The sequence below is a fragment of the Bradyrhizobium ottawaense genome (assembly GCF_900099825.1).
Classification (GTDB): Bacteria; Pseudomonadota; Alphaproteobacteria; order Rhizobiales; family Xanthobacteraceae; genus Bradyrhizobium; species Bradyrhizobium ottawaense_A.
This window is the reverse complement of the sequence record NZ_LT629693.1, coordinates 5224170-5243840: the sequence shown is the minus strand read 5'-3', so window position 1 is coordinate 5243840 and position 19671 is coordinate 5224170. Positions and strand designations below refer to the sequence as shown.

The following is a 19671-nucleotide window of genomic DNA, read 5'->3' as shown; positions in this document are numbered from 1 at the left end:
TCCTGTCCGCACACCTCTGCGCCGATATTCTAAGACCATATTCCTATGAACGCGCCGCAGATCGTGCCCTTTCGCATTTGGGGAAAACTCGCCAGCCGTCTCGCGCCAATGCCGCGTCGACGGCGAGGTAGCGGCGGTTTGGCGGGTCCAAGACCTGTCAAAGCCCGTGACCCTCAGGCTAAAAATTGGTGACGGCCCCCGCGATTGCGCTAATGTTCGGCGTTATCCGCTTATCGAGCTGTCAAGACAGGTGTCGGCATAGTAGAGGGGTACATTGCCACTGGCGAAGACTCAGTTCATCGAACCGGACCTGGCCTACGTGACCAAATCTGAGCAACGATCCGAATCCGTCGAGACCAACGAGCTGCTGGCCTTCATCGCGCAGCACGAGTTGGCTGAAGGCGACAAACTTCCGCCCGAACGTGAGCTTGCATCCGAACTGGGGATCAGCCGTCGCGCGTTGCGACATCTCCTGACCAGAATGGAACTTGACGGACATATCTGGCGAGGGCGACGCAACGGCACCTTTCTCGGTCGCCGAACGGTTGGGCCAATCAGCATCGACCAGCGCATCGTACGTGGAAGTCCGGCATCCGTGCTCGAGACCCGCCTCGTCGTCGAGCCTTCGATGACCGCGATCGCGGCACTGAAGGCCAGTGAAGCCGATCTCCTGAACATCGAGACCTGCATGCGGCGCACGACCGAGGTCAAGAACGACGAGGACTGGATCAAGTGGGACGGTGCATTTCACCTTGCCATCGCCAAGGCGACGCGAAACGACGTTCTCGTCAGCCTGGTCACCGCGTTCAACGAGGCGCGATCGTCCGGCGACTGGCAGGCTTTGCGCCTCGCAACCATCACGCCCGAGAAACGACGCAAGACCATCGCCCATCACCGCACGATCTGCGACATGCTGCGAAAACGATCCGCCGACGATGCCAGCCGGGCGATGCGGGATCACCTTCTGAACACGCAGCGAAATCTCTTCGAGTAGGCAGTCGAGGAACGGCGACAGTTCTGCCGGGCCATCGGCTGGATCCGACGCGGGAAAAGAGCCGACGCCGCTATGCTATTTCGGGATGACGCCAAGCTCGCGCGCCCAACGCTGCTGGGTAGCGAAATCGCGTTCCAGGAAACGCGCAAACTCGTCCGGGGGCGTGGCCTCCGTCGCCGCTCCGAAAGTCGAAAGCAATTGCCGGATGTTTGGACGCGCCAGCGCCTCCCTGACGGCATCGTAGAGGCGCGTCACGACGGCCTTCGGCGTGTCGCGCGGAGCCCACAGGCCGATATAGCCGAGCACCACGAAATCCGGGAAGCCGGCCTCCCGCATCGTCGGCACGCCGGGAAGAACCGGAGCACGTTCCGCGCCGGTCGAGGCGATGACCTTGACCTGTCCGTTATCGACGTAACTGCGCGCACCGGAAATGCCTACAAAACACAGATCGACCTGACCGCCGACCAGATCGCTCATGGCGGCGGCAGTGCCGCGATATGGAATGCCGGAAAGCGGCATGCCGGCCTGCACCTTGAGCAGCTCCCCGGCGATGTACGAAATGTTGCCGATGCCGGCGTGTCCGTAGGTCAGGCCATTCGGTTGGGTTTTCGCGTAGGCATTGAGGGTGGCGATCGAGTCGGCAGGCATCTCCTTGCGCGCGAGAAGAACAATTCCGTTGGATTCGATCAGCCCCGCCACCGGCGTAAAGCCCAGCAAGGGATCGTAGCGAACCTGTGCGGAGTTGAACACCTTATTGCCGATGTGCGATCCCGTCGTCATCAGCAGCGTGTATCCGTCAGCGGCGGCACTCGCCACCGACTCCGACCCGGTGATGCCACCGGCGCCGGAGCGGTTTTCGATGACCACGGTCGCGCCCAGTATTTCCTGCATCGTCGTGGCCAATGGACGCGCGATGGCGTCGATAGGGCCACCGGGGGCAAACGGCACGATGATCCGGATCGTGCGGTCCGGGAACGCGGCTTCGGCGTTCCGAACCCCTATGGCGAGACCAACCAGGGTGACGACAACTGCCGATACCAATGCCGCATGACGCATAGCGCTTCTTTCTTCCAGAACGGGGTGGCCAATGTGGCCGGATCTATCGCAAAGGCCTCAGCAACGTGACTCGTCCATATGCCGCGAACGCGACCCGCTCTGCTTGCGGAATGCCGGGCGTATTCGGAATGGTTATGGTCAAGACTGTCCTCCCTTTCGAACACCCATATGGTTTGACGCTGCCCAATAGTGAAAGGCAGCCCCAATGGACAAAAGCGACATGGCAGCAATGGACCAGCGCAACGAGTTCTGGCCAAACTGCCCAGCCAGTTGATCGCTGAGATAACCCGTGAAAAAGGCACCGAATGCAATGCCAATGCCCTGGATACAGAAGAGCGTGACTGCCGCCGCGAAACTTCGCGACCCCGGCTCCACAAGCGACTGTATGGTTGCATAGGTGGGGCCCGGATAGGTTATCACAAGCAAGGCCGCCATTGCGTGGAAGAGCAGGAACAGTGGATAGCTGTCCACGAAGAAGGAGATGACGTTTAAGGGCGCAGCCAAAAGGAAAGCGATCGCTAGAAATCGGTGGCCGTAGCGTATGTCCTTGCGGGAAAACCAGCTCGCAAGAAAACCTCCCAATAGCGTTCCAGCGAGGGCTATCGTCCCCGACAGCGCACCGAGACTTGCGCCAGTGGCCGAGGCTGACATGCCGTAGCTACGCATAATGTAAGCCGGAGACCAGGCGCTTGACGATGCGAATGCCATCCCGAGCAAAGTGCCGCCAATGATCGTATTTCGAATTGCGGGATGAGCAAATAGCGCGACCAGACTGCCCTCCGACAACTTTCGCGCCGGATTTTTCTGTTCTCGAACAGGTTCTCTCACCGTCGTGAGCATCAGCAGCGAAAGTACAATTCCCGTAGCGCCTACGGCATACATTGCAGAACGCCAGCCGTAACGATCGGCCAGAAATCCGCCAACTGAAAGAGCAAGGAAGCCTCCCACGGCGATGCCGGTGAAATAGATCGCGATGACCTTGGCGCGCTGCCGTTCGGGAAAGTAGTCGGCAATCATCGAATGCGCCGCTGGCGTAAGCGCCGATTCGCCAAATGCAACGCCGACCCTGCCAAACATAAATAAAGCGAACGAGTGAGCGAAACCACATGACGCCGTGAATGCACTCCAGATCGTCACCGCGCCGACGATGACATATTTTCGGGAAAACCTATCTGACAATTTCGCCAAAGGAATGGTGCATATCGCATAGGTCAGCGAAAATGCCGGTCCGGCCAGGATACCCATCTGGGTGTCGGTCAGCGAAAGATCCCTCTTGATCAGCTGCACCAGAATAAATGGAATCTTGTTATCCAGGAATGACAGTGTGTAACAAGCAGTGAGGATGAACGTCACATACCAGGCGTACCATGTGACGCGAACTTCGACCCGCTCTGCTTGTGGAATGCCCGGCGTATCCGGAATGGCTATGGTCAAGACTGTGCTCCCTCTCGGACACCGCTATCGCGTCATGCTCGACGGTCCGTAAGCGTTCATCCCAGGATCGACGCATGGATGAGCGTGCTCAGCGTGTCCATGCGCTTGTTGTGCCACGCGTTGTCGCGACGGCAGTTGCTCAGGAAGGCGAATGACAGTCCGCTGGTCGGATCGGCCCAGCAGTAGGACGTGCCGACGCCGCTGTGTCCGAAGGTGCGCGGATGCCCGATGGCTCCCAGGCCCGGATGCCCGGATTGACCGAGAGAGAACGGGCCGAGACCGCGATGCATCGGGTAGCCGGTATAGTCGTCGACCAGATCGCCGGTGAAGTCGCGGGTCACATAGTCGATCATCCGCGGCGAGACGATACGCACCCCGCCCCACGTGCCGCCCTGCGCCATCATCTGGTAGAAGACGGCCATCGCGCGCGCCGTCGCGTAACCGCCGGCCCCCGGGATCCCCGAGCGCCTGAACAGGGGCGCCGACACCATCGGGTCGAGCGGCCATTTCTCCGTCTGCCTGGGCGTGTACATCGCGGCGGCGCGATGATCCTCCGCCTCGGGCAGGCCCAGAAACATCTCCCGGGTGAGCCGCAGCGGTTCGATCACCCGTTTGCGTATTTCGTCGCGGTAGTCGTTGCCGGTGATCGCTTCGATCAGCACCGCAACGACCCAATGGGCCGCCGTGCGATGGTAGATCGAGCGAGAACCCGGCGGCCATTCGAGCTTGAACTCGCAAACCGCACGTCGAAGCCGTTCGCGATCCATGAAACATTCCGGAGTCACTTCCGCGGCGGGGAACCCCGCCTGGTGCGTCAGAAGATGCGCAACCGTAACGCCTTCCTTTCCATGCGCCTCGAATCCGGGAACATGTTCCGCGACACGGTCCGAGAAGCGAAGTTTGCCTTCCTCGACCAGCGTCCAGACCGCCGCCGCGGTGATGACTTTGGTGTTCGAAAACAGCGGAAACAGCGTCCGCTCGTCAACAGGACGCGAGGGGTCGACCGTCGCGTTGCCGAAGCCGCGGTAAAGCGCGAGCTTGCCATGCCGCGCCACAGCGAGCTGCGCGCCCGGATGGAAATCACCCGCGATATGGGAAACCACGATCTCGCATGCGCGCTCAATTTCGCGGGATCGAGACCGAGGGCTTCCGGACTGGCGGACGCAATCGGAGAGGACGCTGTCTCAGCGATCATGACTAGACGGCCTGCTTCAAGGCCGCGCGAGCGAAGATCTGGCCGAAAGCCTCAGTGAGAGCGCGCGCGGGATCGGCGGGCGCCGACGCAACGCGCCAGGCGACATATCCGTCGGGGCGCACAAGCACGGCGCCCCCTTCCCCTACCCCGTAGGCGGCCATCCATGCCCCCTCGGAATCGACGATGTCTTCGCCAAGAACCCGCACGTCGATGCGCGGCAGGCCGTGCTGGCTGGCCGCGGACCGCCAGAACGCGCCGCCAGCGGCCGCCAGCAGCACGAAACCACGGCCGAGGAGATCGATCGTCGAGATCCTTTGGCCTTTATTTTCCAGCCAGACGTGCGGTGCGCGACAGCCGGGATGAGCCGACGGCACATACTCGGTGACGGGATCGCTCACTTCCGGCGGCTTCGAGCCGTCGGGCACGACGGCCAGCGATTGATATCGCGCGCCGAAGATGAGGCCGCGTTCGTTGAGAAATTCCTTTCGCGGCAGCCGCGCCTCCGCCTGGCGCTTGGTACGGTCGAAACTCTGCATGTTCAGCAGCGTCGCCTGCACGACTTCCAGGGCGTGAGGCCGACGTTCGGCTTCGTAGCTGTCGAGCAGCGAGGGGTCTGCCGCGCCGTGAAGCACGGCCGCGATCTTCCAGGCCAGGTTCTGTGCGTCCTGCACGCCCAGATTCATGCCGAAGCCGCCGCTCGGCGTGGTCTCATGGGCGGCGTCGCCAACCAGAAATACGTTGCCGCTGCGGAAGCTGTCCGCGACCATGGCCGAGCAATTCCAGAAGTTGATGCCGAGGACTTCCACCGGAAGGTCGGCGACCCCGACGGCCCGGCGAACCAGCTCGATGCATCGCTCCGGCGTGAGGTTCTCCTTCGTGAAATCGTAGGCGCTCAGGCTGTGCACCAGGAAGCCCCAACGATCGCTGCCGTTCACCGTGAGAAATGTCGCCCGGAGTTCCGGTTGCTCGATGAGATAGAGTGCGGCCGGCCGGTCTTCGACCCACGGCCGTAGATCCGCACGAAAGTGCACGTTCACCGAATCGTAGATGTCCTTTTCGCCTGACCTGCCGATCCCGAGCTTCTCCCGGACGAAACTCCGCGTTCCGTCGGCGGCGACGAGGTAGCGCGCGCGAAATGGATTTGTCTCGCCGCTCACATGGTCCTTCAGCACACCGGTCACGCCGCCGCCTTCGTGCCGCAAGTCGCAGAGCTCGGTGTTGAAGTTGATGCCACCGGGGGCCAACGCTTCCGCGTGGCGGCGCAGCACCGGCTCGAGGACATCCTGCGAGCAGCCACAGTTGGCGACCGGCGATACCGCCTGCCCCGCCGGCGTTGCCCTGCCTGGCGTGAGACGGTTGATTTCCTTGCCCGCCAGGCTTTCCGCCCAGAGGATCATGCCTCCGAATCTCGCGGGCATCCCCGCAGCACGGATGTCGCCTTCGACGCCCATCTGCCGGTACATTTCCATGGTGCGCGCATTGATGCCGCGGGCCTTGGGCGCGATCGAGGTGCTCGGATGGCGCTCGACCACGATGTGACTGACGCCGTGCTGAGAAAGAGCGATCGATGTCGTCAACCCGACCGGCCCCGCACCAACGACCACGACGTCCGCCTCAAACATGCGAGCCTCCTTAGCTTTCGCGAAGCACTTCGCTTCGGGCGTTCACGTCCCGCTTCGGGGTCCGTGGCGATTTTATAGTTTGGTGTAATTCCTGGACGAACGATGTGTCAAGATTAAAAACGAATGGTTCGTTACACGATGTTGCATTTATCGAAATATCCCATATTCATAGCATTTTGAAATCAAATTCGGGACCTTTAATATTAAATGGTCTCACCATTTGGCTTCGTTGCTTTCAATATCTCGAGCGAGCGATCACATGTCAGACGCCATATCTGTTCAACGAAGTGCGGCAACCACGCCCTCCGATTTGAATCTGCCGAATATTCCCGGACCGCTGCGCGCGCTGATGGCCGAGGTCGGCCCGAAATGGCGCGACGATACCAGAGGTCACGTCGACTTGATGATTGCAGAGTTCTCGGAAGTCCTGAAACTGACTTCCCGGGACGGCGTGACCGTGCATCGTGACATCCCCTACGGGCCGCATGAGAGGCAGCACCTCGATGTGTTCCTGCCGACCGGGAATGTCATGGCGCCACCTGTCGTGCTGTTCGTTCATGGCGGCGCGTTTGTCAGCGGGCACCGTAACCGGAGCGAGCAAATATACTCGAATGTCCTGTGCTATCTCGCCCAACGCGGCATCGCGGCGGTCAACGTCGGATATCGACTGGCCACGCATGCGGCATATCCCGGCGCCACGCTGGACATCGCCGCAGCCGTTGATTGGGCCCGCGCCCATGCACATGAATATGGCTGGAACCCCGACAGGGTATTCCTGATGTCCCATTCGGCCGGCGCCGCTCACGCTGGAAGCTACGCCTACGATCCCGCGTTCTCATCGGCCGGAAGACCGCCGCTCGCCGGGATGATCGTGGTGAGCGGCAGGGTCAGGATCGACAACCTCGCAGAGAATCCGAACGCGAAGCGGGTCGAACAATATTACGGCACCGACGCTTCGCGGTTCGAAGGCTATTCTCCCGTGCACCACATCAATCGAGACAGCGTCGCGACGTTCGTTGCCTGGGCGGAGTTCGAGAACCCGCTGATCGACGTATACTGCGCCGAGCTGGTGTTTCGTCTGGCGGAAGCAAAGCGGAAGTCCCCTCCCATGATGTGGTTGCCCGGTCACAATCACACGTCTGCCATCGCGCATATCGGCACATCGGACGACCTGCTCGGGAAGGCGATCGTGAATTTCGTAACAAACCCACGGTAGGGAAACGGCCGGTTCCGGCCGCGCGATATCGCGCAAGCCCGGCCCTCGACATCATCGAAGAAGCAACGGCGGATTGGAGCAGATCATGGGCACGGCAACCGACGACAGACTGACGTTTATCAGCGCCGTCGCAGTACACGCGGAAATCGAGGAGCTGTTGCCGCGGTTCAGGCGTCAGCACGGGATCGAAGTCGATGTGAACTACGACGTCAATCCGGCCGTCGCGAAGCGCGTCCTGGACGGCGAAGACTTCGACGTCGGGCTGACCAATCCCTGGTATGTCGACGAGATGGTCTCGCTCGGCCGTATCATTCCGGACATCCACGTTCCGTTCGGGCGCGTTCCGCTGACGATCGGAGCAGCCGGGCCCGAGCCGGAGGCAATCGCCACTTCCCACGAGGCGGTGCGTGAACTTTTGCTCAACGCGGATTCAATCGCGTACATCTCCACCGGAACGAGCGGGAAAACGTTCTTGAGAGCCATGGAAGTGATGGGCCTGCAGGATCAGATCCGCGATCGCTTGCGCCCGATGGGGCCCGGCGAACCGCCGGTCGCCGCCGCGAAAGGTCAGGTGCAGTACGCCATCGCCCCGCTGTCGAGAATCATCGCCGCTCCCGGCGTCGCGCCGATCGCGACCTTTCCGCCGGAGTTGGGTCTGAACATCGACATGTCGATGTTCGTCCACCGAAACAGCCGCGCTGAAATGGCTTTACGGCTGATCCAGTTCCTGTCGGACCCGGAGCTGGACGCCTATCTTCGCTCTCACGGCGTTTATCGGTACGAGCTGTAGCGATAAAAGCTCACAGCTAGCGGGCCTGTCGCCAGCGTCGCCACAGCCCCTCAAACAGCGGCAGCAGCCCGCGCGGCGTCACCAGAATGACGCCGATCACCACAATGCCGTAGATGAAGTAGTGCAGGCCCGGCAGCGTGCTGCCGAGCTTGCCGCGCAGCACCTCGCCGAGCGGAACCAGCAGCAGCGCGCCGAGCGCCGGACCGTAGGCCCGGCCAAGACCGCCGACGGTGGCGAACAGCACGATCTCGATGGTGATGACCGGCGAGATCAGCAGATAGGGATCCGCGAACGTCAGGTAGCGGACGTAAGCGGTGCCGACGACCGAGGCGAGCACTGCCGATATCGCCATGGCGGTGATCTTGTAGCGCAGAATGTCGACGCCGATCGCTTGCGCCGCCTTTTCGTTGTCGCGGATGGTGCGCAGATAGTAGCCGAGCGGCGAATTGAGAATCGCGACATTGACGAGCACGCAGACCGCCGCCAGCGCCAGCATCATCCAGAATGCGCCACCGCCGCCGCCAAACTGGAAGGCGAGGAAGTTGCCGGTATCCTTGGGCAGCAACAATCCGGACGCGCCGCCGAGAAAGTCCCAGCCCTCGACGATGATGCTCCCCATCTCGGCGAACGCCAGCGTGATCAGAACGAAAGAGAGATGGCCGAGCTGGAAACGGAAATCGATCCAGGCGATGGCGACACCGAGCGCGCCCGAAATCAGCGCCGAAATCAGCAGGCCCAACCACATGTTGATGCCGAGCTTGAGCAGCAGCGCGCTCGACAGCATCGCCCCGATGCCGATGAACAGGCTGTGTGCCAGCGAGATCTGCCCGGCCATGCCGCCAACGATATTCCACGACGAGGCCAATGCGACATAGACCAGCGACAGCGTGAGGATGTGAAGGTAGTAGCTCGACAGCATGAACGGCAGCGTGGCGGCAACGGCCAGCACGCCCCACCAGATCGGCGACGACAGCGTCTTGTAGAACTCCTCTCTCATCGCGAGGAACTCCAGGTCAGCCCTTGCGGCCGGAACAGCATGATCAGCACGAAGATGATATAGGGCATCAGCAGACCGAGCGGCCCTTCGAGATAGATGGTGCCGAACGCCTCGGCGATGCCGATCACCAGTCCCCCCAGCATGATGCCAACGAAATTGGTCATGCCGCCGAGCACGACCACCAGCAATGTGATGACGGTGTAGCGCAGGCCCTGGGTGGGCTGGATCGGCGTGCCCGGCAGCAGCAACGCCGCGGCCAGCGCCAAAATCCCGATGCCGAGCGCGAAGGTCATGACCTGGACGCGGCCGACGTCGATCCCCATCAGCGCCGCCGCATGGGCATTCTGATGCACGGCGCGGATCGAGCGGCCGAAGTCGGTCGATCGCAGCATGATATAGAGGCCGCCGGCGAGAACGAACGAGACCGCGAACGCGATCACATGGGGCACGCGCAGCACCACATCGCCCAGAAGAAACAGCTTCGATTCCACGACCGACGGCGTACGCGCCGGTTGTCCGCCGAACACCATCAGGATGCCGTTCTGCAGCACCAGGCTCAATCCCAGGGTCAATTGCACCACCATCAGGAACTGGTGCCCGACCATCGGCCTGATCAGGAACAGGTAAACCAGCGCCCCGATCGCCGTCATCACCGGCACCGTGATGATCACGGAGACATAGGGATCGAGCGACAGCGCCGAATACAACGCCAGGCACATGAACATGCCGAGCGAGATGAAGTCGCCATGCGAGAAATTGACGACGCCGCTGACGCCGTAAACCAGCCCCATTCCCAGCGCCAGCAGCCCGTAGGTGCTGCCGATCAGAAGGCCCTGCGCCAGAGCCTGGTAGAGTTCGCTCACGCCGTCCTCCGGTTACAGGCCAAGATAGGCACTCTTGGTGCGGGGATCGTCCCTGACCGCATCGCTAACTCCCTCCACCGCGACATGCCCGCGCTCCAGCACGTAGCAGCGCTGGGCGTGACGCAACGTCAAATTCAAATTCTGTTCGACCAGCAGGATCGTCAGTCCTTCGGCATGCAGCCGGTCGATGATCTCGAAAATATACTGCACGAACAGCGGCGAGAGGCCGAGCGAGGGCTCGTCGAGCATCAGCACGCGCGCCTCGGCCATCAGTCCGCGGCCGATCGCCAGCATCTGCTGCTCGCCTCCCGACAGCGAACCGGCATTCTGCGAAAGCCGTTCGCCGAGCCGGGGAAACAGCTCCAGCACCTTGTCCATCAGCCGGCGGCGATGCGGCCGCGCCCGGCTGTTGATGCCGCCGAGCAGCAGATTTTCCCGGATGCTCATGTCGGGGAACACCAGGCGGCCTTCCGGCACCTGCACGATGCCGCGTTCGACGCGCCGGCGCGGCGGCATCGCCGTGATGTCCTCGCCCTGAAACAGGATTCGCCCGGAGATCGGCTTGACGGTGCCGGACAGGCTGTTGATCAGCGTGGTCTTGCCGGCGTTGTTGGCGCCGAGCAGGCCGACGATCTCGCCGGCGCCGAGCTTGACGTTGATGTCGCGCAGCACTGGCACGCCGCCATAGCCCGCCGTCAGATTCTCGATCTCAAGCATCGAGATGATCTCCGAAATAGGCATCGATCACGCGCTGATCCTTCAATATCTCCTCTGGGGTCGCTTCGGCGATCTTCTCGCCGAAATTGATCACCACCATCCGCGTCGCCAGCCGCATGATCACCGGCATAACATGCTCGACCATGACGATGGTGACGCCCTGCCGGTTCAGCTCCTGGATTACCGCAATCGGCGCCGCCGTCTCGCTCATGGTCAGGCCGGCCATCACCTCGTCGAGCAGGATGCAGCGCGGATCGGTGGCGATGCATTTGGCAAGCTCGAGCAGCTTCTTGTCCTGCAGCGACAGCGTCAGCGGCACCTTGAGCTCCTTGCCGCCGAGACCGACACGGATCAGCGCCTGCGCGGCATAGTCGATCGCCTCCCGCATCGGCCGGCGGGTCAGCGCCGCCGTCGTCACCACGTCGAGTGCGGTCATATCGGCGAACGACTGCACGATCTGGAAGCTGCGCATCAGCCCGCGCCGGACCAGGCGGTCCGGCGAAATGCCGATGATGCTTTCGCCGTCATAGCTGACGTCGCCCTGGCTCGGCGCGATGAAGCCCGAGATCACACCGAACAGCGTGGTCTTGCCAGCGCCGTTCGGGCCGATAATGCCGACGATCTCGCCCTGCCCGACGGAGAAGCTGATCGCGTTCAGCGCGACCAGCCCTCCGAAGCGCTTCGTGACGTCGGCGACTTCGAGAAAGGCCACGGCAACCTCTTAGATGCGGGGCCGGGGCGGCACCTGGGCGAACTCCTTCGGGAACACCACCTGCTGATCCTGCTCGGGTGTCCACTGGATGAACATCGCCGAGCCGTCCTTGAGCAGGCGGTCCGGCGCGAACTGCAGGCCCTTCGGCTTGGCGACATAGAGGTTGGGATCGCCGAACGGAATATTGACGTTCTTGAAGGCGTCGAGCAGCGCATCGTTCTGCAGCGAGGCGGCGTTCTCGAGAATTTGCTGAAGCACGCGGGCGGCCTGTGCATACTGAACGGCGCCCTGCCCGATCTTGTCGAGTTTGGCGACGTCGCGCAATTCGGCGATGATCTTCTGCATCGAGTCGATCTTGGCTCCGGCGCTGAAGCCGGTCATGCCGAACAGGTTCTTGGTCAGCACAGCCTTGCCGATTTCGGGTCCAAGGTCCTTCCACAGCGACAGGTCGGTATAGCCGCCGGTGCCGCCGCAGAAAATGCTGCCGTGATAGTTGAGATTGTATCGGGCCTGATGCAGCAGGATCCCGTCACGCGGCGTGACGAGGCCGACGACGATATCGGGCTTCAGCGAGCGGATGCGGATCATCGCGGCGGTCTGATCCTGCGCGCGGATGTCGAGCGCGGCCTCGCCGATGATTTCGACGCCGCTGGCCTTCAGCTTCTCCACCAGGAACTTGTTGACCTGCTGGCCGGCCTCGTAGTTCGAGTAGCCCATCACCGCGGTCTTGATCGCGAACTTGCTGTCGTCGCGCAGCGAGACGACGAAGTCGTGCATCGACTGCGCGTAGCCGCGATCGTAGGGATAGCCCAGCGTGAACATGTAATCGGACTGCGATCCGCCGGCCCAGACCGAGAGCGTCGGCATCTTCAGTTCGTCCAGCACCGGCGTCAGCGCCAGCATCTGCGCGCTGAGAATGGTCCCGGTCAGCAACTGCACTTTTTCCTCGGTGATCAGCCGCCGCGCTTCCGCCGCGGTGCGGGCCGGCTGACTGGTGTCGTCAGCCATCACCAGTTCGATCTTGGCGCCGCCCTTGCTCTTGATGCCGCCTTCGGCGTTGATCTTCTTGATGACGTATTCGAACGCCGGCTGGCCTTCCTGGGCGTAGGCGGCAAGACTGCCGCTCATCGAGTTGACCACGCCGATCCGGATGGTCGATTCGGCGGCGCCGGCGCGGCGAATGAACGGCGCCGCGATCGGTCCCAGCAGCAGTCCGGACGCGCCTATTCCGAATGTTCTCCGGTTGATGGCCATATTGTCGTGTCTCCCTTTAAGCTTCGGTCGAGGCTTGCGCTTCGCGAAAAGCTAAGCCGGGTTTTTCCCGCCCCGTCAAACCGTCATCTCGCATACCGCCATTGCCGCTGCCATCGATTCAGCTATTGGTGATCGCGGCGCCACCAAATGCAACCACAGCGGAGCGAGACCGATCGCGCGCCGGCGCGGCCGTCTCCGTTGCCGATGCGGCCAGCCTGTCAGGCTCTGCCGTACAGCGTCACGACGCAGGCGCCGCCCAGCCCGAGATTGTGCTGGAGCGCATGCGTCACATCGGGCACCTGGCGGGAACCCGCGGTGCCGCGCAATTGCCAGACCAGTTCGGTGCATTGCGCCAGGCCGGTGGCGCCAAGCGGATGTCCCTTCGACAACAGCCCGCCCGAAGGATTGGTAACGACCTTGCCGCCGTAGGTGTTGGCGCCGTCGGTGATGAACTGCTCGGCCGTTCCCTCCGGGGTGAGGCCGAGCGCCTCGTAGGTCAGCAACTCGTTGGCGGTGAAGCAATCGTGCAGTTCGACCACCTGAATGTCTTCGGGGCCGACACCCGCCGATTGATAGACCGCCGACGCGGCATCCCTGGCCATGTCGTAGCCGATCAGCTTGATCATCGAGCGCTCTTCGAACGTGCTCGCGGTATCGGAGGTCATCGCCTGCGCCTTGATCGCGACCGAACCATCGAGGCCGTGGCGCGCGGCAAACGCCGGCGAACAGACGATCGCAGCGGCAGCGCCGCATGTCGGCGGACAGCACTGATAACGGGTCATCGGCCCATATTGCCGGGGTGAGGCCAGAATTTCCTCGACCGAAAGCAGATTGCGGAAAATCGCGAAAGGATTGTTGGCGGCGTGCACGCGCGCCTTGGCGGCGATCTTCGCAAACACTTCCGGACCGGTGCCGTATTTTTCCGCGTACTCCGCGCCGGCGCCGCCGAAGAACTGCGCCGCGCGCGGCGCCTTCGGATCGTGCGTCTGCAATTCGCCCATCAGGCCGGCATGCCGGGCCATCGGCCCGACACGATCCGGAAAATTCGATCCGAGTGCGCCGGGCCGCATTTCCTCGAAGCCGACCGCAAGCGCGCATTCGACCTGGCCGCTCGCGACCGCCTGGCGCGCCAGGAACAGCGCGCTCGAGCCCGTCGAACAATTATTGTTGACGTTGAAGATCGGGATACCCGTCAGACCGGCGCGGTAGAGCACAGCCTGTCCGCAGGTCGAATCTCCATAGACGTAGCCGGCATAGGCCTGCTGGATCGCCGTGTAGGACAAGCCGGCATCGGCGAGCGCCGCGGCTACCGCCTTGGCGCCCATCTCCACATAGCTTTCGCTGGCGCCGGGTTTCGCGAATGGAATCATTCCGACGCCCACGACCCTTACATCCATGCTCATCGTCGTTTCCCCTCGCGTTCCCTTGGCAGGTCAATCGGTGTTACGGCTCATTCGCGCTGATGAGCGGGCCTTCAGGTACCCAGGTAGTCCCGTCGAAACGCGCGATCTGCATCTGACTGAATGGCGTATACCGGGTGGGCGTCGTCGTGATGGTGATGCCCGGCAGCAGTAGCGGCGCGGCGAGATCGGTCAGGTTCGTCGCCTGCTTCAGCAGGTTCTCCCTGGTCAGGTCGTTGCCGCAGAGTTCGAGGATCTTCACCGTTACGAAGGCCGCCATATATCCGGAAATGTTGCTGCTGTCGGCCATGTTTCCGGCGGGATACCATTGCTTGAGGAAGGCCTTGTAATCTTGGACGTCCTTCTCGTTCTCCCAACGGGGATCGTCCGGCCGCTTGACGGCGAGCGCCGTGATCAGGCCTTTGGAGTTGTCCAGCCCGGCAGGCTCGAGCACGGTCTTGAGGGAAGTCGATACGGCGGACAGGTAGGTCAGCGGCTTCCAGCCCAGCTCGGCGATCTTGCGGATCGTCTGGGCGCCGAACTTCGGCGTGGTCATCACAAAAAGCGTGTCTACGCCGGCGGCTTTCAGCGTCACGATCTGGGAATCGATCGTTGAATCGGTGGTCTCGTACGTCAGTTCCTTGACGATGAGCTTGGAGGCCTTGTCGCCAAGGCCGTCCTTCAAGCCACGGACGTAGTCCCGCCCCGCATCGTCGTTCTGGGAGAACACGCCGAGCCTGGCGTCCGGCTTGTTGTTCAGCAGATACTGCGCGAAGATCTGGCCTTCCAGCCGGTAGGGCGAATAAAGAAACGTCGAATAGGGAAAGGCCTTCGGGTCGTCCCATTTGGCCGCCCCCGATGTGATCAGGATCTGGGGAACCTTCTTCACATTGAGGTACTTTTGCGCGGCCGAACTCGTCAGCGTGCCGAGCTGTCCGACGATCGCCAGCACCTCATCCTGCTCCACCAGCCGGCGCGTCTGCTCCACGGCCTTGGGCGGGCTGTAGGAGTCGTCGAGGCTGATGAGATTGATCTTGCGGCCGTTCACGCCGCCGCCGGCATTGATCATTTCGAAATAGGCGGTTTCGAGTCGGCCCACGGTGCCATACGCGGACGCCGGCCCGCTGTAAGGCATCGTCTGGCCGATCTTGATCTCAGTATCGCTTACCCCCGGACCGTACTTCTTCTCTGCGGCGTTGATCGAGAACGGCGTCGCGGCAGCAATGGCCACTGCCAGCGCAAGAATGGAAAACCTCGTTCGCATTTCTCTCTCCCTCGTTGGCTCTTGCCGATTTCTTTGACGACCGGCTTATCCGACCCCGACGGTCGATGTCTCCGTGGCAATTCGATGCAATGGTCTCCCGGGAAGTTCGCTGGCTGCACACCGACTGCGGGTGCTCAGATCGCATCCCAGTTGAAGATGTCCGCCGAACGGTCGAGCTTGTAGAACGACGACTTCAGGGCGGGCATGCCATGCTCGGCAATGGTCTGCGGCGTCCAGCCCTCGCCGCGGTGCACCGAACGCAGCGGGCGCGACTGGCCCATCAGGAAAATTTCGTTCATGCGCACGGCAAAAATCTGGCCGGTGACATCCTTGGCGGCGTCCGAGAGCAGGAAGGCGCAGATCGGCGCGATCTTCTCCGGACCCATCTGCTGGATTTTCTTGACGCGGGCTTTCTCTTCCTCGGTCTCGGTCGGAATGGTTCCGATCAGCCGGCTCCAGGCGAACGGCGAGACGCAGTTCGAGCGCACGTTGAAACGGCTCATGTCGAGCGCGATCGATTTCGACAGGCCGACGATGCCGAGTTTTGCCGCGGCGTAGTTGGCCTGACCGAAATTTCCGACCAGACCCGAGGTCGAGGTGAAGTGGACGAACGAGCCGCTTTCCTGTTCCTTGAACAGCCGGGCTGCGGCGTGCGCGACATAGAACGAGCCCATCAGGTGAACCTTGATGACGGACTCGAAGGCATCGATGCTCATGCGATGAAAGATCGCATCGCGCAGGATACCGGCGTTGTTGACCACGCCGTCGAGCTTGCCATAGGTGTCGGTGGCCATTTTTACAATTTTGCTGGCCGGAATGGCTTCCGCCACCGTCTCGAAATTGGCGATCGCGGTGCCGCCCTTCTGCTTGATTTCGTCGACCACCTCTTCGGCGGGCGCCGCGCTGGTGCCGGCGCCGTCGGCCGCGCCGCCGGGATCGTTGACCACGACCTTGGCGCCTTCGGCCGCGCAGAGCAGCGCGATCTCCTTGCCGATGCCGCGGCCTGCGCCGGTGACGATGATGACTTTGTCTTGCAGTGATTTGGCCATGCTTCTCTGTCCTGTTGTTCGGAGGCCGAAGCGGACTTCTACTCGTCATGCGCGGGCTTGACCCGCGCATCCATCTTTCTTCAGAAGAAGATGGATTGCCGGGTCAAGCCCGGCAATGACGGATAGAATGCTGCATTCGCGCCAACCATTTCTATCGTTCGTTCGTAAAGATGATGGTGCCTGACGCGGCAAACATGCCGCCGACGCCGTGGCAGACCGAGATTTTGGCGCCCTTGACCTGCGCCGGTGCGATGCCGCGCATCTGCCGGACGCTTTCCTGCAGCGCGTACATGCCGTACATGCCGGAATGCATGTAGCTGAGACCGCCGCCATTGGTGTTGAGCGGCAGCTTGCCGCCGGGGCGGGTGTTGCCGTCGGCGATGAATTTGCCGGTTTCCTCATGCGGCATGAAGCCGAGGTCGCCGAGGCCGTAGAGCGGCAGATGCGCAAAGGCGTCGTAGATCATCAGGTGATCGACGTCCTTGTGGGCGATGCCGGCCTCTCTGAAGGCGGTGGGACCCGCGACCCGGAACGCGCCGGAGCTATCGAACGTCTTCATCTGGCTGACCATCGGCGTTTCCACGCTCTCGCCGGTGCCAAGGATATAGACCGGCTTGTTCGGAAAGTCCTTGGCGCGGTCCGCCGACGTCAGGATCAGCGCGCCGCCGCCGTCGGTGACGAGGCAGCATTGCAGGATGCGGAACGGGTAGGCGATCATCCGCGAGTTCAGGACGTCGGCGACCGTGATCGGGTCCTTCATGGTGGCGCGCGGATTCTTCGCGGCCCATTCTCGCTGCACCACCGCCACCGAAGCGATCTGCTCGTGGGTAATGCCGTGGGTCTTCATGTAGCGCAGCACCGGGATCGGGAACATGCTGGGCGGCCCGTAGACGCCGTAGGGCGATTCGAACTGGCCGTTGAGGCTGTCTGATGGCGTCGAACGCGGCAATTTGCCGATCATCGACTTGCCGCTTTCGGCATGCGTGATCAGCACAGTCTTGCACAGGCCGGCCTCGATCGCCGCCGCGGCGTGGCGGACGTGCAGCATGAACGAACAGCCGCCGACCGAGGTGCCGTCGACCCAGGTCGGGGTGATGCCGAGATAGTGCGCGATCTGCTGCGGGGTCTCCACCGCGGTGGCGATGCCGTCGATGTCGGACAGCTTCAGCCCGGCGTCGGCGATGGCGTTGAGCGCCGCATCCGCGTGGAGCTGGATCTGCGACATGTTGGGGATGACGCCGAGTTCGGTGGTTTCGGCGGCGCCGACGACGGCGACTGCGTTTCTGCGCATGGTGCTTAGCCCTTCGCCGGACGGAACTGGGGAAGGGTGATCTTGTCGTCGAGTTTCTCGAACGCGACTTCGAGCTTCATGTCGAGTTCGAGCGCCTCCGGGGTCTGCGGACAATCGATGATGTTGCTCATCAGGCGCGGGCCTTCGGCGAGCTCGACGATCGCGATCGCATAAGGCGGGGTGAAGCCCGGCGCTGCGGGGCGGTGGTTGATGACGTAGCTGTAGAGCGTGCCCTTGCCGCTTGCCTTGAACACGCTGACCTTGCGCGAGGCGCAGGACGGACAGAACGGGCGCGGCGGGAAATAGACATTGGCGCAGGCGTCGCAGCGCTGCAGGCGCAACTCGCCGGCCGCAGTGCCGTCCCAGAAATGCTGGGTCTCCGGCGTCGGTTTTGGTTTGGCGCGCGCTGGCTCAGCCATATCAGGCATTCCTCCCGGATTGCCGCCTTGCAGCTTTCGGCGGCTTGATCGCAAGCGCATTTGCCATGCGTACTTGTAAATGTCAAATATGCGAAATACGATTTCGCAACCGGCACGACGCCGCTGGGAGGACAAACAGATCATGATACCGCAAACGATCTACGGTGGCGGCGAACACCAGGCATTCCGCGATACCGTGCGGCGTTTCGTCGACCACGAGATCGCTCCGCATCATGCGCAGTGGGAGAAGGACGGCGTGGTCAGCCGCGACCTCTGGAACAAGGCCGGCGCCGCCGGCCTGCTTTGTCCGGCCATCCCGGAGGAATATGGCGGCGGCGGTGGCGACTTCACCCTCAGCGCGATCGTCACCGAAGAACTCTCGCGCGGCGTCTTCAACGGTCCCGGCTTCCGTGTGCACTCCGACATTGCCGCCTTCTATATCCTGCATTACGGCACCGAGGCCCAGCGGCGGCAATGGTTGCCGCTGATGGCGACAGGAGAAGTCATTGTCGCCCTGGCGATGACGGAGCCCGGCGCGGGCAGCGATCTGCAGTCGATCCGCACCACCGCCATCCGCGACGGCGATGATTTCGTCGTCAATGGATCCAAGACCTTCATCACCAATGGCCAGCTCGCCGACCTCGTCATCCTCGCCTGCAAGACCGATCCGCGCGGCGGCTCCAAGGGCATCAGCCTTCTTCTGGTGGAGGCCAGCCGCCCGGGCTTTTCGCGCGGTCGCAACCTCGAAAAGCTCGGCATGAAAGCGCAGGACACGTCCGAGCTGTTCTTTGCCGATGTGCGGGTACCGGCCAGCAACCTGCTGGGCGAGGAAGGCCGCGGCTTTCGATGCCTGATGAACGAACTTCCCCAGGAAAGACTGCTGGTCGCCATCACCGCGGTCGCCGGCGCCGAAGCGGCGCTTGAATGGACGCTCGACTACACGCGACAGCGCAAGGCGTTCGGCCAGCCGCTGGCGGAATTCCAGCACAACCGGTTCAAGCTCGCCGAGATGAAGACCGAGATCCAGATCGGCCGGGTCTTCCTCGACCGCTGCATGGAGCTTCATCTGGACGGCAAGCTCGACGTCGAGGCCGCCGCGATGTGCAAATACTGGCTGACGGAGCTTGAATGCCGCGTGGTGGACCAATGCGTGCAGATGCATGGCGGCTACGGCTACATGCTCGAATACCCGATCACCCGCGCCTATGCCGACGCCCGCGTGCGCCGGATCTATGGCGGCTCCAACGAGATCATGCGCGAACTCATTGCGCGATCGCTGTAGCGCCGGCGCGGTGGGGCGTGCCACTGAAAACGCCCGGCCTGCAATAACCGCCCTGCCCGATATCCACGCGGCAGGTTTCACCAGAGAGGGGCGCACAAGCTCGCGCGACGGGAGAT

General features: G+C 62.5%; 18 protein-coding genes. 4 read left to right on the top strand and 14 right to left on the bottom strand.

Annotated features, from left to right (window positions below; translation table 11 throughout):
- The first annotated feature begins 319 nt into the window (after nucleotides 1-319).
- Nucleotides 320-994 (top strand): FadR/GntR family transcriptional regulator, encoded by a 675-nt coding sequence (locus tag BLR13_RS24475; protein WP_074831155.1) that lies wholly within the window; start codon nucleotides 320-322, stop codon nucleotides 992-994.
- A gap of 75 nt (nucleotides 995-1069) precedes the next feature.
- Here BLR13_RS24475 and BLR13_RS24470 read toward each other — a convergent pair whose 3' ends face one another.
- The 4 genes from BLR13_RS24470 to BLR13_RS24455 form a co-directional block, all read right to left on the bottom strand.
- The gene (locus BLR13_RS24470) at nucleotides 1070-2050 is read right to left on the bottom strand and encodes a Bug family tripartite tricarboxylate transporter substrate binding protein (protein WP_074818622.1); all 981 of its coding nucleotides are present in this window, start codon (nucleotides 2048-2050) and stop codon (nucleotides 1070-1072) included.
- Nucleotides 2051-2188: 138 nt separating this feature from the next.
- Complete coding sequence (locus BLR13_RS24465; RefSeq protein WP_074818623.1) at nucleotides 2189-3484, bottom strand: spinster family MFS transporter; 1296 nt, start codon at nucleotides 3482-3484, stop codon at nucleotides 2189-2191.
- 56 nt (nucleotides 3485-3540) lie between these two features.
- Complete coding sequence (locus tag BLR13_RS24460; protein WP_074818627.1) at nucleotides 3541-4587, bottom strand: serine hydrolase domain-containing protein; 1047 nt, start codon at nucleotides 4585-4587, stop codon at nucleotides 3541-3543.
- Between the two features lie 94 nt (nucleotides 4588-4681).
- Nucleotides 4682-6301, bottom strand: coding sequence for an FAD-dependent monooxygenase (locus tag BLR13_RS24455; RefSeq protein WP_074818629.1), 1620 nt, complete (start codon nucleotides 6299-6301; stop codon nucleotides 4682-4684).
- A 259-nt stretch (nucleotides 6302-6560) separates the two neighbouring features.
- On the opposite strand from BLR13_RS24455, the gene BLR13_RS24450 reads away from it, so the two are divergent.
- Complete coding sequence (locus BLR13_RS24450; protein WP_083387586.1) at nucleotides 6561-7517, top strand: alpha/beta hydrolase; 957 nt, start codon at nucleotides 6561-6563, stop codon at nucleotides 7515-7517.
- An 85-nt stretch (nucleotides 7518-7602) separates the two neighbouring features.
- The gene (locus BLR13_RS24445) at nucleotides 7603-8307 is read left to right on the top strand and encodes a substrate-binding domain-containing protein (RefSeq protein WP_143039679.1); all 705 of its coding nucleotides are present in this window, start codon (nucleotides 7603-7605) and stop codon (nucleotides 8305-8307) included.
- Nucleotides 8308-8323: 16 nt separating this feature from the next.
- Here BLR13_RS24445 and BLR13_RS24440 read toward each other — a convergent pair whose 3' ends face one another.
- The 10 genes from BLR13_RS24440 to BLR13_RS24395 form a co-directional block, all read right to left on the bottom strand.
- On the bottom strand, nucleotides 8324-9304 hold the full coding sequence (locus tag BLR13_RS24440) for a branched-chain amino acid ABC transporter permease (RefSeq protein ID WP_074818634.1): 981 nt from the start codon (nucleotides 9302-9304) through the stop codon (nucleotides 8324-8326).
- Nucleotides 9301-10167 carry a branched-chain amino acid ABC transporter permease gene (locus tag BLR13_RS24435; protein WP_074818637.1) on the bottom strand — a complete coding sequence of 289 codons (867 nt, stop codon included), beginning with the start codon at nucleotides 10165-10167 and terminating at the stop codon, nucleotides 9301-9303. Before BLR13_RS24435 ends, BLR13_RS24440 begins: the two co-directional genes overlap by 4 nt.
- A gap of 12 nt (nucleotides 10168-10179) precedes the next feature.
- The gene (locus BLR13_RS24430) at nucleotides 10180-10884 is read right to left on the bottom strand and encodes an ABC transporter ATP-binding protein (RefSeq protein ID WP_074818640.1); all 705 of its coding nucleotides are present in this window, start codon (nucleotides 10882-10884) and stop codon (nucleotides 10180-10182) included.
- Complete coding sequence (locus BLR13_RS24425) at nucleotides 10877-11596, bottom strand: ABC transporter ATP-binding protein (RefSeq protein ID WP_074818643.1); 720 nt, start codon at nucleotides 11594-11596, stop codon at nucleotides 10877-10879. The genes BLR13_RS24430 and BLR13_RS24425 overlap by 8 nt, the downstream gene beginning before the upstream one ends.
- Before the next feature lie 9 nt (nucleotides 11597-11605).
- Nucleotides 11606-12850 carry an ABC transporter substrate-binding protein gene (locus BLR13_RS24420; protein ID WP_074818648.1) on the bottom strand — a complete coding sequence of 415 codons (1245 nt, stop codon included), beginning with the start codon at nucleotides 12848-12850 and terminating at the stop codon, nucleotides 11606-11608.
- 218 nt (nucleotides 12851-13068) lie between these two features.
- Entirely contained in the window at nucleotides 13069-14253 is a 1185-nt protein-coding gene (locus BLR13_RS24415; RefSeq protein ID WP_074818651.1) for a lipid-transfer protein, read from the bottom strand.
- A gap of 40 nt (nucleotides 14254-14293) precedes the next feature.
- Complete coding sequence (locus BLR13_RS24410) at nucleotides 14294-15514, bottom strand: ABC transporter substrate-binding protein (protein WP_074818654.1); 1221 nt, start codon at nucleotides 15512-15514, stop codon at nucleotides 14294-14296.
- 134 nt (nucleotides 15515-15648) lie between these two features.
- A complete protein-coding gene (locus tag BLR13_RS24405) occupies nucleotides 15649-16563 on the bottom strand; it encodes an SDR family NAD(P)-dependent oxidoreductase (RefSeq protein ID WP_074818657.1) in 915 nt (304 codons plus the stop codon).
- A gap of 151 nt (nucleotides 16564-16714) precedes the next feature.
- Nucleotides 16715-17854 carry a thiolase C-terminal domain-containing protein gene (locus BLR13_RS24400; RefSeq protein ID WP_074818660.1) on the bottom strand — a complete coding sequence of 380 codons (1140 nt, stop codon included), beginning with the start codon at nucleotides 17852-17854 and terminating at the stop codon, nucleotides 16715-16717.
- A gap of 5 nt (nucleotides 17855-17859) precedes the next feature.
- Complete coding sequence (locus BLR13_RS24395; protein WP_027538065.1) at nucleotides 17860-18273, bottom strand: Zn-ribbon domain-containing OB-fold protein; 414 nt, start codon at nucleotides 18271-18273, stop codon at nucleotides 17860-17862.
- Nucleotides 18274-18415: 142 nt separating this feature from the next.
- Between BLR13_RS24395 and BLR13_RS24390 the strand changes: the two genes are divergently transcribed.
- Entirely contained in the window at nucleotides 18416-19555 is a 1140-nt protein-coding gene (locus BLR13_RS24390; RefSeq protein WP_074831158.1) for an acyl-CoA dehydrogenase family protein, read from the top strand.
- Nucleotides 19556-19671: the final 116 nt, after the last annotated feature.

Coding starts and splice junctions, on each gene's coding strand:
- BLR13_RS24390 (WP_074831158.1), top strand. CDS start 18,416: ATGATACCGCAAACGATCTACGGTGGCGGCGAACACCAGGCATTCCGC.
- BLR13_RS24455 (WP_074818629.1), bottom strand. CDS start 6,301: ATGTTTGAGGCGGACGTCGTGGTCGTTGGTGCGGGGCCGGTCGGGTTG.
- BLR13_RS24415 (WP_074818651.1), bottom strand. CDS start 14,253: ATGAGCATGGATGTAAGGGTCGTGGGCGTCGGAATGATTCCATTCGCG.
- BLR13_RS24440 (WP_074818634.1), bottom strand. CDS start 9,304: ATGAGAGAGGAGTTCTACAAGACGCTGTCGTCGCCGATCTGGTGGGGC.
- BLR13_RS24420 (WP_074818648.1), bottom strand. CDS start 12,850: ATGGCCATCAACCGGAGAACATTCGGAATAGGCGCGTCCGGACTGCTG.
- BLR13_RS24400 (WP_074818660.1), bottom strand. CDS start 17,854: ATGCGCAGAAACGCAGTCGCCGTCGTCGGCGCCGCCGAAACCACCGAA.
- BLR13_RS24405 (WP_074818657.1), bottom strand. CDS start 16,563: ATGGCCAAATCACTGCAAGACAAAGTCATCATCGTCACCGGCGCAGGC.
- BLR13_RS24445 (WP_143039679.1), top strand. CDS start 7,603: ATGGGCACGGCAACCGACGACAGACTGACGTTTATCAGCGCCGTCGCA.
- BLR13_RS24430 (WP_074818640.1), bottom strand. CDS start 10,884: ATGCTTGAGATCGAGAATCTGACGGCGGGCTATGGCGGCGTGCCAGTG.
- BLR13_RS24470 (WP_074818622.1), bottom strand. CDS start 2,050: ATGCGTCATGCGGCATTGGTATCGGCAGTTGTCGTCACCCTGGTTGGT.
- BLR13_RS24450 (WP_083387586.1), top strand. CDS start 6,561: ATGTCAGACGCCATATCTGTTCAACGAAGTGCGGCAACCACGCCCTCC.
- BLR13_RS24410 (WP_074818654.1), bottom strand. CDS start 15,514: ATGCGAACGAGGTTTTCCATTCTTGCGCTGGCAGTGGCCATTGCTGCC.
- BLR13_RS24395 (WP_027538065.1), bottom strand. CDS start 18,273: ATGGCTGAGCCAGCGCGCGCCAAACCAAAACCGACGCCGGAGACCCAG.